Source organism: Pseudomonas sp. AC136 (assembly GCF_979258585.1).
Map to the genome: position 1 here is coordinate 4,994,588 of NZ_OZ409865.1, position 14,260 is coordinate 5,008,847.

General features: G+C 60.7%; 9 protein-coding genes, 1 other RNA gene and 1 pseudogene. 9 read left to right on the plus strand and 2 right to left on the minus strand.

Translation table 11 applies throughout. The annotated features are described in order from the left end of the window. Nucleotides 1-61: 61 nt before the first annotated feature. Nucleotides 62-1,195, minus strand: coding sequence for an alkane 1-monooxygenase (locus tag ACZZZU_RS22405; protein WP_463551849.1), 1,134 nt, complete (start codon nt 1,193-1,195; stop codon nt 62-64). Nucleotides 1,196-1,508: 313 nt separating this feature from the next. On the opposite strand from ACZZZU_RS22405, the gene ACZZZU_RS22410 reads away from it, so the two are divergent. The 4 genes from ACZZZU_RS22410 to ligA all read left to right on the plus strand — a co-directional run bounded on the left by ACZZZU_RS22410 (nt 1,509) and on the right by ligA (nt 9,230). Continuing rightward, nucleotides 1,509-2,165: a GntR family transcriptional regulator gene (locus ACZZZU_RS22410; RefSeq protein WP_463551850.1), complete on the plus strand. Its 657-nt coding sequence runs from the start codon at nt 1,509-1,511 to the stop codon at nt 2,163-2,165. Nucleotides 2,166-2,191: 26 nt separating this feature from the next. Further along, nucleotides 2,192-5,689, plus strand: coding sequence for a chromosome segregation protein SMC (gene smc / locus ACZZZU_RS22415; RefSeq protein ID WP_463551851.1), 3,498 nt, complete (start codon nt 2,192-2,194; stop codon nt 5,687-5,689). Between the two features lie 199 nt (nt 5,690-5,888). Then, entirely contained in the window at nt 5,889-6,722 is an 834-nt protein-coding gene (gene zipA / locus ACZZZU_RS22420; RefSeq protein WP_463551852.1) for a cell division protein ZipA, read from the plus strand. Nucleotides 6,723-6,857: 135 nt separating this feature from the next. Further along, on the plus strand, nt 6,858-9,230 hold the full coding sequence (ligA, locus tag ACZZZU_RS22425; protein WP_463551853.1) for an NAD-dependent DNA ligase LigA: 2,373 nt from the start codon (nt 6,858-6,860) through the stop codon (nt 9,228-9,230). A gap of 86 nt (nt 9,231-9,316) precedes the next feature. Here ligA and ACZZZU_RS22430 read toward each other — a convergent pair whose 3' ends face one another. Beyond that, nucleotides 9,317-9,595 (minus strand): HU family DNA-binding protein, encoded by a 279-nt coding sequence (locus ACZZZU_RS22430; protein ID WP_122496919.1) that lies wholly within the window; start codon nt 9,593-9,595, stop codon nt 9,317-9,319. A gap of 248 nt (nt 9,596-9,843) precedes the next feature. On the opposite strand from ACZZZU_RS22430, the pseudogene ACZZZU_RS22435 reads away from it, so the two are divergent. The 5 genes and pseudogenes from ACZZZU_RS22435 to ACZZZU_RS22455 all read left to right on the plus strand — a co-directional run. Further along, a pseudogene (locus ACZZZU_RS22435) lies at nt 9,844-10,572 on the plus strand (MCP four helix bundle domain-containing protein); the annotation flags it as partial. Nucleotides 10,573-10,773: 201 nt separating this feature from the next. Further along, nucleotides 10,774-11,478, plus strand: a complete 705-nt coding sequence (locus ACZZZU_RS22440) for a methyl-accepting chemotaxis protein (RefSeq protein ID WP_463384668.1) — start codon at nt 10,774-10,776, stop codon at nt 11,476-11,478. Nucleotides 11,479-11,686: 208 nt separating this feature from the next. Beyond that, entirely contained in the window at nt 11,687-13,120 is a 1,434-nt protein-coding gene (locus tag ACZZZU_RS22445) for a PAN domain-containing protein (RefSeq protein WP_463551854.1), read from the plus strand. A 123-nt stretch (nt 13,121-13,243) separates the two neighbouring features. Next, nucleotides 13,244-13,340: signal recognition particle sRNA small type (ffs, locus tag ACZZZU_RS22450), an RNA gene on the plus strand. Nucleotides 13,341-13,565: 225 nt separating this feature from the next. Beyond that, on the plus strand, nt 13,566-14,258 hold the full coding sequence (locus ACZZZU_RS22455; protein ID WP_463551855.1) for an endonuclease: 693 nt from the start codon (nt 13,566-13,568) through the stop codon (nt 14,256-14,258). Nucleotides 14,259-14,260 lie beyond the last annotated feature (2 nt).

Genomic DNA, 14,260 nt, shown 5'->3' on the forward strand with positions numbered 1-14,260 from the left:
CGGCCCTCACCCCCGGCCCCTCTCCCGCAAGCGGGCGAGGGGAGCAGAGCCGTTGAGTTTGTTAGGCCAGCTGCGATTCACTCAACTGATGCTCTTCCCCCGCGTAATACGCCCGCACACGCGGGTCCATCACGCGGCGCCACAGCGGCGGAAACAGTGCCAGCACAATCATTCCGGCATACCCATTGGGCAACTGCGGGCTGTCGTCGAAGTGCCGCAGCACCTGGTAGCGGCGTTTGGCGTAGGCGTGGTGGTCGGAGTGGCGTTGCAGGTGGAACAGGAACAGGTTGGTCAGCAAAAAATTACTGTTCCATGAGTGATGCGGATTGGTGCGTTCGTAGCGGCCGTTGGCCTGTTTACGGCGATGCAAACCGTAGTGTTCGACGTAGTTGACGATCTCCAGCAGCGTCAGCGCGACGAACGATTGGCCGAGGAAAAACAGCGCGCCCATCCAGCCAAATGCCAGGCAGAAGCCGAGCAGAAACGAACTGCTGATGGCGTACCACCAGATCAGCTCATTGCGCCAATGCAGCACCGGCAAACCACGGCGTTGCAGGCGCTCTTTCTCCAGCGCCCAGGCATTCAAAAAGTTGTGTTTGTAGGCGTGCGGCAAAAAGGCATACAGGCTTTGGCCGAAGCGCGAGGACGAGGCGTCTTCCGGTGTGGACACGTGCACATGATGGCCGCGCACATGCTCCACCTTGAAACCGGCGTAACACACCGCCGCCAGCAGCAATCCGCCAGCGTTCTGTTCCAGTTGCGGGTCCTTGTGAATGAACTCGTGCGCCACGGTAATGCCGATGGCGCCTGTCACCGTGCCCACCGACAGAACCCAACCCAGCCGGCCAACCCAGCTCCAGGCCTCGTAATGCACAAACGCCCAGCCGGCCCAGGCCAACATGCCCAGCAGAAACGGCACCGTGGCCAGGCTGAGCAGGCGGTAGTAGCCCTGCTTATCCATTTTCGGCACGTCGGCCACTTCATCGGGGTTGGCCGGATCGCGGCCGACAATGGCGTCCAGAATTGGAATAACACCGAACACCACGGTCACCACCAGATAGGCCCAGACGTCGGCGTGGGCGCTACCCACCGACCAGTAATAACTCATGGGCACGCCCAGCACGGGGATCAGCCAAATCCAATAACCGGCTTTTTTCAGGGCGATCATCCAAGAGGAGGGCAGGAAAGCAAACATGGTGAGCTCCATTGTTTTTAGAGGGGAGTCGACACCTGAAATTGTAGGACAATCACCCTCGGCAAACGCCGTTCCCAGCCCCACCTTTTGGACGGCAAGCCGCTTGGCTGTAACGCTTGCCGCCGCTTGGAGCGGTAACACGCTGTGTTACACTCGCGCCCGTTTTGGCAAGCTACTGCGCTCGGTTATGCGGCGTTAAAAAGCAGGTGAAAAATGCTCATTGGCTATAGCCAACTCCGCTTTTTCCCCAGCTTTTTGCCTTGCCTACCCGTCGCTCGCTACGCTTGCAACTACCTTTCCCCTAAGGACGCTTATGTTCAAAGCACCTGACAGCCTTGCCGAGCAGATTGCTCATCACCTGGCCGAGCGCATTATTCGTGGGGAATTGAAAGAGCGTGAGCGCATTCAGGAGCAGAAGGTCACCCTGGCGCTGAATGTCAGCCGTGGCTCGGTACGCGAAGCGCTGCTGATTCTCGAGCGTCGCCACCTGATCACCATTCTTCCGCGTCGTGGCGCGCACGTTAGCGAGCTGACGCCACATAACGTCAAAAGCCTCTATGCCCTGGTAATCGAGCTTTATATCCTGCTCGGTTACGCGGTGGCCGAGCGCTGGAAAACCGAGGCCGATCTGCAGCCTTTCGTGGCCATCCAGCAGCAATTGATGGCCCATGCCGAAGCCCGCGATATCGACAGTTTTGTGCAGAGCAGCTTCGACGTCATGCGCGCTGCGTTCCTGTTCGCCAACAACCCGTATTTGCAAGAAACCCTGGAAAATCTGCTGCCGGCCATGAGCCGCACGTATCACCTGGCGCTGGAAAAACGCAAAAGCGAGATGAGCCAGTTCCTCAACGCCTTTGCCGGCTTGCTGCAAGCCGTGATCGCACGCGACCCGGCCCAGGTGCGCGAAACCCTTACGGCCTATAGCCAACACAACTGCCAGATGGTGCTTGCCGCCATGGCAGAACGCTAACCGTACCCGGCTAAGGACAGCGCGCTATGCGGCTCAAGTGCATCAAGCTGGCGGGGTTCAAATCCTTCGTCGACCCCACCACCGTGAACTTCCCCAGCAATATGGCGGCGGTGGTCGGGCCCAATGGCTGCGGCAAGTCGAACATCATCGACGCCGTGCGTTGGGTAATGGGCGAAAGCTCGGCGAAGAATTTGCGCGGCGAGTCGATGACCGACGTCATCTTCAACGGCTCCAACACCCGCAAGCCGGTCACCCAAGCCAGCATCGAGCTGATCTTCGACAACAGCGACGGCACCCTGGTGGGCGAATACGCCGGCTACGCCGAAATTTCCATTCGCCGCCGCGTCACCCGCGACAGCCAGAACACCTATTTCCTCAACGGCACCAAATGCCGGCGCCGCGACATCACTGATATTTTCCTCGGCACCGGCCTGGGCCCGCGCAGCTACTCGATCATCGAGCAGGGCATGATCTCCAAGCTGATCGAAGCCAAGCCCGAAGACCTGCGCAATTTCATCGAAGAAGCGGCCGGCATCTCGAAGTACAAGGAACGCCGCCGTGAAACCGAAAACCGCATTCGCCGCACCCATGAAAACCTGGCACGCCTGACCGACCTGCGTGAAGAGTTGGAACGTCAGCTCGACCGTCTGCATCGCCAGGCGCAATCGGCGGAGAAGTACCAGGAATACAAAGCCGAAGAACGTCAGCTCAAAGCGCAATTGTCGGCGCTCAAGTGGCAGGCGCTGAACGAGCAAGTGGGGCAGCGCGAAGCAATCATCGGCAACCAGGAAATCGGTTTCGAAGCCTTGGTGGCCGAGCAGCGCAACGCTGATGCGAGCATCGAGCGCTTGCGCGATGGCCACCATGAATTGTCTGAACGCTTCAACCTTGTGCAGGGCCGTTTTTATTCGGTGGGCGGCGATATCGCCCGTGTCGAGCAAAGCATCCAGCACGGCCAGCAACGCCTGCGCCAGTTGCAAGACGACCTCAACGAAGCCGAACGCGCGCGCCTGGAAACTGAATCTCACCTGGGCCACGACCGCACCTTGCTCGCCACCCTCGGCGAGGAGTTGGCGCTGCTGGAGCCGGAGCAGGAAATCACCCACGCCGCCGCTGAAGAAGCTGCCGCCGCGTTGGAAGAATCCGAAAGCGCCATGCAGGGCTGGCAAGGCCAGTGGGACGATTTCAACCTGCGCTCCGCCGAGCCACGGCGGCAGGCCGAGGTGCAGCAGTCGCGCATTCAGCAATTGGAACAAAGCCTGGAACGCCTGGCCGAGCGCCAGCGTCGGCTGAACGACGAACTGGTGTTGCTTTCGGCAGACCCCGAAGACGCCGCCATTCTCGAACTCAGCGAGCAAGTGGCCAGCAGCGAACTGACCCTTGAAGAGCTGCAACACGCCGAGCAGGCCATGGTGGAACGCCTGGAACAACTGCGCGGAGAACTGCTGCAAGCCGGTCAGGCGCAGCAGCAAGCCCAAGGCGAGCTGCAACGCTTGAACGGCCGCCTGGCCTCGCTGGAAGCGCTGCAACAAGCCGCCCTCGACCCCGGCAAAGGCACCGCCGACTGGCTGCGCGAACAACAACTCAACGGACGTCCACGGCTCGCCGAAGGCTTGCGGGTCGAAGCCGGTTGGGAGCTGGCGGTGGAAACCGTGCTAGGCGCCGATCTGCAAGCCGTGTTGCTGGACGATTCGCAGCAGCTAGGTGCGCTCGATTTCGCCAGCTTCGACCAAGGTGATCTGCGCCTGCTCAGCCCCGCCAAGGGCGGCGCGCGGGTGGCTGGCAGCCTGCTCGATAAAGTCGAAGCCAGCGTCGATCTGGCGCCCTGGCTGGGTAAGGTCAAACCGGTCAACACGCTGGATGACGCGTTGACGCTGCGCGCTCAGTTGGGCGAGGGCGAGAGCCTGATCAGCCGCGATGGCTACTGGGTCGGCCGGCACTTTCTACGGGTGCGTCGCGCCAGCGAAGCCGAAAGTGGCGTGCTGGCCCGCGGTCAGGAAATCGAGCGGTTGGGGCTTGAGCGTGACGAGCGCGAAGCCAGCCTGGCGAGCCTCGACGAACACTTGCAAACATTGCGCGAAACCCAGCAGCAGCAAGAACAAACCCGCGAAGACCAACGCCGCCGTCTGCAAGACGAAGCGCGCCGTCAGGGCGAGCTGAAGGCGCAATTGTCGGCAGGCCAAGCCAAGGTCGAACAACTGACCCTGCGCCGTCGTCGGCTCGACGAAGAACTGGTTGAATTGGGCGAGCAGCGCGCCATCGAGGCCGAACAGCTCGGCGAAGGGCGTCTTCAGCTGCAAGATGCGCTCGACGCCATGGCCCTCGACACCGAACAACGCGAAGTATTGATGGCCCAGCGCGACGCCCTGCGCGAACGCCTCGACCGTGTGCGCCAGGAAGCCCGCCAGCATAAAGACCATGCGCACCAGTTGGCCGTGCGCCTCGGCTCGCTCAAGGCTCAACACGACTCCACGCGCCAGGCGCTTGAGCGTCTGGAATTGCAGGCCGAACGCCTGCACGAAAAACGTGAACAGCTGAACCTCAACCTCGACGAAGGGGCTGCGCCGCTGGAAGAGCTGCGCATGAAGCTCGAAGAGTTGCTCGACAAACGCATGGGCGTGGAAGACGAACTGAAATTCGCCCGCCTGGCCCTGGAAGACGCCGACCGCCAACTGCGCGACGCCGAAAAGCGCCGCACCTCGGCCGAGCAGCAATCGCAATTGCTGCGCACCCAGCTGGAACAGCAGCGCATGGAATGGCAATCGCTGACCGTGCGCCGCAAAGCCATTCAGGATCAACTGCTGGAAGACAACTACGACCTGCACGGCGTGCTGGGCACGTTGCCGAGCGAGGCCAACGAGAAATCGTGGGAAGAAGAGCTTGAGCGCCTGGCTGCGCGCATTCAGCGGCTCGGGCCGATCAACCTGGCGGCTATCGACGAATATCAACAGCAGGGCGAGCGCAAGCGCTACCTCGACGCGCAGGACGCCGACCTGGTTGAAGCGCTGGACACCTTGGAAAACGTGATCCGCAAAATCGACAAGGAAACCCGCAACCGCTTCAAAGAAACCTTCGACCAAATCAACGGCGGCTTGCAGGCACTGTTCCCGAAAGTGTTTGGCGGCGGCAATGCCTACCTGGAACTGACCGGCGAAGACTTGCTCGATACGGGCGTTACCATCATGGCGCGCCCGCCAGGCAAGAAGAACAGCACCATCCACCTGTTATCCGGTGGCGAAAAGGCACTCACCGCGTTGGCCCTGGTGTTTGCCATTTTCAAACTCAATCCGGCACCGTTTTGCATGCTCGACGAAGTGGATGCGCCGCTGGACGACGCCAACGTCGGGCGCTATGCGCGTCTAGTAAAAGAGATGTCCGAGACGGTGCAATTCATCTATATCACCCACAATAAAATCGCCATGGAAATGGCCGATCAGTTGATGGGCGTAACAATGCATGAACCTGGCTGCTCGCGGCTTGTCGCAGTAGATGTCGAAGAAGCCTTGGCTTTGGTGGAGGCATAACGCGTACAGCGGTGTAAAGTTGCCTTTCGTCGTGCTAGCTTATTGCCCACTATTTTTTATATGCAGGAAATGTCTGTCAGAACATGGAGTTGATACACGCAGGCTGAAGTTCTGACGGCAGTTTTTATCGGATCATCGGGTTGAGTCACAGGGCGGATGCCCTTCTTTATTATTATTTTTTCAGGGGCTACAGAATTACATGGAAATCGGTCTGCGGGAGTGGCTGATCGTCATCGGCATCATTGTTATCGCTGGCATTCTGTTTGATGGCTGGCGGCGCATGCGCGGTGGTAAAGGCAAGTTGAAATTCAAGTTGGACCGCAGTTTCTCCAACCTTCCGGACGACGACGGCGCCCCTGAATTGCTGGGCCCGCCGCGTGTTCTCGACCGCCACACTGAACCCAAAGTCGAAGAAGAAGATTTGCCGGCCATGAGCCCGCGCGAATTGAATCGTCGTCGCGGCAAAGTGGTTGAGCCAAGCCAGGGCGATTTGAATCTGGGCATCGAAGAGCCGGTGCCAACCCTGCTTAATCCGGTTGACGATGCTGAACCGAAAAAACGTAATCCCAGCGTGCCGCAAGACAGCAAAGACCTGCCGCCCGTAGAAGAAGTGTTGGTCATCAACGTAGTTGCCCGCGAAGGCGAAGGCTTTAATGGCCCGGCGCTGTTGCAGAACATTTTGGAAAGTGGCCTGCGTTTTGGCGAGATGGATATTTTCCACCGTCACGAAAGCATGGCCGGCAATGGCGAAGTATTGTTCTCCATGGCCAACGGGGTTAAACCCGGCACATTTGATTTGGACGACATCGACCACTTCAGCACCCGCGCCGTGAGTTTCTTCCTTGGCTTGCCGGGTCCGCGTCATCCTAAACAGGCATTTGATGTGATGGTTGCGGCGGCCCGTAAGTTGGCCCATGAATTGAGCGGCGAGTTGAAAGATGACCAACGCAGTGTGATGACCGCGCAAACCATCGAACACTACCGCCAGCGCATCGTTGAATTCGAGCGCAAAGCGCTGACCAATAAGCGCTGATAGCCAGCCGCTGTTTTTTGTAGGAGCGAGCTTGCTCGCGAAGCTGTTAGAGCAATCGCCAGCAAGCTACCTCCTACGCAGATCTAGAATGACTGAGCAGCTTCGGCTGCTCTTTTTCGTTTCGAGACTTCCGTTATGACCGACGCCCAGACCGCCGCCACCCGTATCGCCCAACTGCGTAGCGAGTTGGACATGCACAACTACCGCTACCACGTGCTGGACGAACCTAGCATTCCGGACGCCGAGTACGACCGCCTGTTCCACGAACTGAAGGCGCTGGAAGCCGAACACCCGGAACTGGTCAGCCCCGACTCGCCCACGCAACGCGTCGGCAGCCTGGTGCAATCGGCCTTTGGCGAGGTGAAACACGAGGTGCCAATGCTCAGCCTCGGCAACGCCTTCGCTGAAGAAGACCTGCTGGATTTCGACCGCCGCGTGCGCGAGGGCCTGGCCGACGAACTTCCGGCCGGCGACCTGTTCGGTGCCGGTGCTACGGTGGAGTACAGCTGCGAACCCAAACTCGATGGCCTGGCCGTAAGCCTGCTGTACCGCGACGGTAAGCTGGTGCGCGGCGCCACACGCGGCGACGGCAGCACCGGCGAAGACATCAGCGCCAACGTGCGCACGGTGCGCAACATCCCGCTCAAGCTCCACGGCAGCGGCTGGCCCAGCGTGCTGGAAGTGCGCGGCGAAGTGTTTATGTCCCGCGCCGGTTTCGAACGCCTTAATGCCAGCCAGTTGGAGCAGGGCGGTAAAACGTTCGCCAACCCGCGCAACGCCGCCGCTGGCAGTTTGCGCCAGCTGGACTCCAGCATCACCGCCAAGCGCCCGTTGGAATTCTGCTGCTACGGCATCGGCCAGGTCCAAGGCGAATTACCCGACACGCACATCGGCATTCTTAATGCGCTCAAAGACTGGGGCATGCCCATCAGCCGCGAGCTGAAACTGGCCAAGGGCGCGCAGGAATGTTTGGACTACTACCGCGCCATCGGCGAGAAGCGCGACGCGCTGGCCTACGAAATCGACGGCGTGGTGTTCAAGGTCAACAACCTGGCCTGGCAGCGCGAGCTGGGCTTTCGCGCCCGTGAGCCGCGTTGGGCCATCGCTCACAAATTCCCCGCCAGCGAAGAGCTCACCGAGTTGCTCGCCGTGGAATTCCAGGTCGGCCGCACCGGCGCGGTTACGCCGGTGGCGCGCCTGCGGCCAGTAAAAGTGGCCGGCGTGATGGTCGCCAACGCCACGCTGCACAACATGGACGAAGTGGCGCGCCTGGGCGTAATGGTCGGCGACACCGTCATCATTCGCCGTGCCGGCGATGTGATTCCGCAGGTGGTGCAAGTGGTGCTCGACCGCCGCCCGGCCGATGCCAAACCCGTGCATGTGCCGGAGCAGTGCCCGGTGTGTGGCTCTCATGTTGAACGCACGCAGCTGATCAAACGCAGCAAGGGCCGCGAAACCGTTAGCGAAGGGGCCGTGTACCGCTGCGTTGGCCGTCTGGCGTGCGGCGCCCAGCTCAAGCAGGCGATTATTCACTTTGTCTCGCGCCGTGCCATGGACATCGACGGGCTTGGCGACAGAACCATCGAGCAGTTGGTGGACGAAGGCCTGATTCATTCGCCAGCCGACCTGTACAAGTTGACCTTCGAACAGATCGTAGAACTCGAAGGCTTCGCCGAGCTGTCGAGCAAAAACCTGCTGGCCGCCATCGAAAACAGCCGCAAGCCGGACCTGGCGCGCTTTATCTTTTCCCTCGGCATTCCCGACGTCGGCGAAGAAACCGCCAAGGTCCTGGCCCGCTCGTTGGCGTCGGTGGCGCGCATCAAACAAGCGTTACCCGAAGTGCTCACCTACCTGCCAGACGTGGGCCTGGAGGTGGCCTATGAAATTCACGAATTCTTCAGCGACAGCCACAACCAGAGCGTGATCGAGCAGCTTGAACAGGTGCTCGATATTCAGGGCCAGGGCGAACTGGGCGCCGAGTATGCCGCCAGCACCACCCTGGCCGGGTTGCTCGACAAATTGCATATTTCTTCCGTTGGCCCCACCGGCGCAAAAACCTTGGCAGCCAAATTTGGTGAGTCGCTGCAAAAGGTGCTCGACGCCGACTGGCTCGACCTGCGTCAAGCCCTGAGCGAGAAGCCGGCCAATGCCGTGCGCGAGTTCTTCGCCGTCGCCGAAAACCGCGAACGCGCGCTGAAAATCGAAGCGCAGCTGCGCGAATTTGGCATGCACTGGGACAGTGAAAAGCGCGTGGTCGAAGGGCTGCCGCTGGCTGGGCAAACCTGGGTACTGACCGGCAGCCTGGAAATCATGAGCCGCGACATCGCCAAGGAAAAACTGGAAAGCCTGGGCGCCAAGGTGGCGGGTTCGGTGTCGGCGAAAACCACCTGCGTAGTGGCCGGGCCGGGAGCGGGTTCGAAGCTGGCTAAAGCCAATGAGCTGGGTGTGAAGGTGCTCGACGAAGCCGAGTTTTTGCGGGCGTTGGCGGGGTATGGCATCGAGGCTTGACCCTGCTAACCAATCGCGGCTGAAGCCGCTCCTACAGATGGTGCAATGTAGGAGCGGCTTTAGCCGCGATGCTGTTCAGCCAATCCTCAATTAATCGCGTCATTCAATGCCTTGGCCGGCACGTATTTGATGACTTTCTTCGCGGCAATTTCGATCGCCTTGCCGGTCTGCGGGTTGCGGCCGGTGCGGGCAGGGCGGTCGGCGACTTTCAGTTTGCCAATGCCCGGCAGGGTGATTTCGTCGTAGTTCTCTAGCGCGTCGCTGACGATCTCGCTCAGTTGCTCCAACACGGCGCGCACGGTCGCCTTGGAGGCGTCGGTGGCTTCGGCGATATCGGTGATCAACTGGTCTTTGCTCATGGCCATGCTGGCTGTTCCTTTAAACGATTACGGAAAGGGTGCTGCGCGAAAGCCGGCACGCTAGCACAAAAGCCTTGGCCGATCAGGCACCTCGGGCATTTTTCCCTGCGACCTTCAGGCGCCGCCACGGCTGGCCGATAGCCTCACAAGCGTGGTGTGCGGCGGTGATCTCAGAATGCCTCCAACACGCCCCGATAAAAACGCGGCGAGCGTCTACGCTTGCAAAGAGTTGTTCTGTCGCTTGGAGAATCATCATGCTGCGCGTGTTTGCCGACTTGGGTTTCCGCTGGAAAATTGCCCTGCCCATTCTGGTGCTGGCGGTGCTGCTGGTACTGATGGGCGTGCTGGGGGTGCGAGGCATTACTCAGGTCGCCGATTCCAGCGGCAAACTGACCAACCGTTATCTGCCCGCCATCAGCTTGTTGCTCAATGCCGACCGCGATCTGTATCAAGCGTTCGTGGCCGAACGCAGCTTGCTTGATGAAGCCGCCGGCGAGCACATCGCCGGGCTGAAAACCTCCCATGGCGAGAACATGCAGCAGGCTTACGACCGCGTGCATAAATACGCCGCCATGGACCCCAGCCCCGAGGCCCAAGCCTTGGTCGCCCAGTTCGACCAGGGTTATGCGACCTGGAAGGCCACCTCGCTCAATGTCGTGCAGTTGGCAGGCAGCGACCCCGACGCCGCCAGCGCGCTGAGTTTCGGCACCAGTGAAACGCAGTTCGAAGCCATGCGTGACGCCATCGACAAGCTCGGCGAGCTGGAAGATGCCGCCGCCAATGCTGAAGGCACCGCCGCCATCACCCAAGGTAAAGAGCTCAGTTGGCAGCAAGGCGGCATCGTCGCGTTCGGCCTGCTGGTGTGCCTGATTCTGGTGGTGGGCTTCCCGATTCTGGTGACCCGTCCTCTGGAAAACCTGCTGCACCGCATCGAACAGATCGCCGATGGCGACGGCGATTTGCGCGTGCGCCTGGACGTGTTGTCCCGTGACGAGTTGGGCCAGCTAAGCGCGGCGTTCAACCGCTTCCTCGACAAGCTGCAGCCGCTGATCAAAGAGGTTGGCCGCGTCACCGGCGAAGTGGCTGCCTCGGCGCAAAACCTGGCCGGCATGGCCGCCGCCAACGATCGCTTGATCAGCAGCGAACACGCCGCCGTCGACCAGGTCAGCACCGCCGCCACCGAAATGAGCGCAGCGGTCAACGAAGTGGCGCGCAACGCCCAGAATGCCGCTGACGCCGCGCGTACTGCCGAAGTGCAATCGCGCGAGGGCGCTCAGGTGGTGGGCGCGACCATTAGCGCCATGCGCCAGTTGGCCCAGGAAGTGGAAAGCGCTTCCGGCACTATTCAGACCCTGGAACAGGAAACCGCCAACATTGGCGCGGTGCTGGCCGTAATCAAGGGCATCGCCGAACAGACCAACTTGCTCGCGCTGAACGCCGCTATCGAAGCCGCGCGGGCAGGGGAGCAGGGGCGCGGTTTTGCCGTGGTCGCTGATGAAGTGCGCGCCCTGGCTGCCCGCACGCAAGACTCGACCAAAGACATTCAGAACATGATCGAACGCTTGCAGGTGGGCGTGCAGAACGCCGTGAAGGCGATGGACTCGGGCAGCATCAAAGCGCGCGACAGCGTCGACCGCGCGGCGGGTGTCGACCAGATTTTGTCCGAATCCAGCGACTCGGTCGGACGCATCAATGACATGGCCGCGCAAATCGCCACCGCTTGCGAAGAGCAGAGCAGCGTCACCGAAGAAATCGCCCGCAACATCAGCGACATTCGCGAACTGTCCAACGAAGCGGCCAGCACCTCGGAGCGAAGCACCGAGGCGAGTCAGCGGTTGTCGGAGTTGTCTTCGGGGTTGGCGAAATTGGTCGGCAGCTTCCGCGTCTAGCGCGATCCTTTGGTAGGAGCCACCTTGGTGGCGAACCCTGAAAACTTCGGTATCGGCGTTTCCAGGGTTCGCCACCAAGGTGGCTCCTACAGCACAGTTGGCATAGCTGCGCTCAATACTTAACCGCCAATTTACGTATGGATTTGATAGCGTCCCGGTCATCTGGCTTTTCTACCGTGCGAGCTCCCTTCATCGCCACGGAACCGCCATGAAACCTGTCTTTCTGCGCCTGACCTTAACCCTCGCCGCCGCCTGGCTGGCACCCGCTGTCCACGCCAGCGGGCTGGCTGATTTCACCCTGACACCCAACGCAGCCATTTCCGGCTACAACCGCGAGAACCTGACAGGCGTCACCCCGCAGCAATGCGCCGATGCGTGCGAAAGCACGGATCGCGCCGGCTGGTGCGTGTCGTTCGACTTCAACCGAACCACCAGCGCCTGCGACCTCAGCGACAAACGCGCCAGCGATGTGGGCGGGCTGAAAACCGACTACAGCGGCAACCCCTACGACCACTACTCGCTCAAGCCAGACCCGCTGGTAAATTTCTCGCGCGTCATCAACGCAGCCATTTCCGGCTACAACGTCGAGAATCTGAAAGACGTCACACCGAAAGACTGCGCAACCGCCTGCACCGATGCCAGCCGCAGCAGTTGGTGCAAATCCTTCGACTTCAACAAAACCACCAGCGCCTGCGACCTCAGCGACAAACGCGCCAGCGACGTCGGTGGGTTGAAAACTAACTACGCCGGCAACCCGTACGACCACTATTTTCTGGTAGCTGGCGAGGGCGTTGCCAACCCGGTGCCCGGCAACAAACACGTGCTGTTTATTGGCATGGATGGCCTGCGTGGCGATGCCTTGTTCTGCCCGGGCTGCGCGGCCACGCCGGCCCTCAGTGCGTTGGCTGATGGTGGCGCGTTTCACCGCAACGTATTGGCTGGCGGCGTGCAAGACACCTTCAGCGGCCCTGGTTGGGCCACCGCGTTCACCGGGTTCTGGGCCAGCGCCCATGGCGTAACCAGCAACGCCACCGACCTGCCCATGCTCAAGCCGCACGTGTTCGACCTGCTGAAGCAGCAGTACCCGACCGCAACCGTTGGCGTGGTGGGCGACTGGTTCAACATCACCCATAACTTGAAGCCCGTAGGCGCTGACTTTGTGGTCGCCAACAGCGCGAAGAATTCCCAGCAGGCCACCGACACCGTGAAGGGCTGGCTCGGCTGGACGAACCCGCCGACCGCGATTTTCTACTACCTGCACAACGTCGACATTCACGCCGCCAGCTACGAGCCGTTGAACGCGTTCTACCAGAGCAAAATCCGTGGCGAAGATGCGCAAATTCAACAAGTGCTCGACACCCTTGCTGCGCGTCCGAACTACGCCAACGAAGAATGGCTGATTGTGGTTGCCTCCGATCATGGCGGCACTGGTAGCGGTCACGGTGGCCAGAGCGCGGGCGAGCGCAGCACCATCCTGATCCTCAACAACAGCTACCAGAACCCCGGCAAAACCGCGTACTGCGTCGGCGACCTGAGCGCCACCCCGCTGTTGCAAGTGGATGGCGTGACGCCGCACGTCCTCGACTTCCTCGGCCTGCCGAACGCCACCGCCGGGAAAAAATACCCCGGCTGCGGACTCTAAGCCGTGCATCGCAAGTGCTTGTAGTGGATGCGTTTTTAAACCGCACGAGGCGGTTGTAAGTTCCAAACAAGCCGGTACAATGGCGCGGCCTTCAGCCTTGAAGGCACGCGTTATGGTGACCCCCATCGGTCCCCCCGCAACGATTACCCGTTAACCTGGTCAGGTCCGGAAGGAAGCAGCCACAGCGGGAACATTGTGTGCCGGGGTGTGGCTGGTGGGGGTTGCCTCCTTCTGAAGTCCTGGTTTTTCTCTTTTGTTTCCCTCTCCTGTTAAAACGCCCTGTCCGGCGCGCGCTTGTCGTCCCGCGTGTGGGTGTCTCGCATCCAGCGCCGGGAAACTAATCTGCCACCATTGAACGGTCCTACAACTTTGTAGGAAGATTACGAAATAGCTGTATGCGCATACAGTCTTTCGCTTTCTCCCTCGCTGCCAAGGACACGCCCCGATGTCGCGTAGTTTGTTCCTGTTGTGCCTGCTGTTTTCCCTCGCCCTGAATGTTTCCCACGCCGCACCCCGTACGTTCGCCGAAGCCAAGAAAGCCGGCTGGAAGCTGTATGCGTCCGACCCGGTTGAGTTCTATTGCGGGTGTCGGTTTTCCGGGAACAAGGTGGATTTGAAAAGCTGCGGCTACGTGCCGCGCAAGAATGCCCAGCGGGCTTCGCGGGTGGAGTGGGAGCACATTGTGCCGGCGTGGGTGATAGGGCATCAGCGCCAATGCTGGCAGAAGGGTGGACGTTCCAACTGCGCGCGCTCGGACCAGACCTATCGCCTGGCCGAGGCCGATTTGCACAATTTGGTGCCCAGCGTTGGCGAGGTGAACGGCGACCGCAGCAATTTCGGCTACGGCTGGCTGCCGCAAAAACCAACGCAGTACGGCGCCTGTCCGATGGTGGTGGATTTCAAGGCGCGCAAGGCCATGCCCCGGCCGCAGGTGCGCGGCATGGTGGCGCGCACGTATTTTTATATGAGCCAGCGTTACGGCCTGCGTTTGTCCAAGCAGGACAAGCAGCTTTATGCGGCGTGGAATAAGCAGTACCCGGTGAAGCCGTGGGAATTGGCGCGCAACCAAAAGGTGGCGTGCGTGATGGGGCGCGGCAATCCGTATGTGGGCAAGGTCGACCTCAAGGCGTGTCGCTGAAC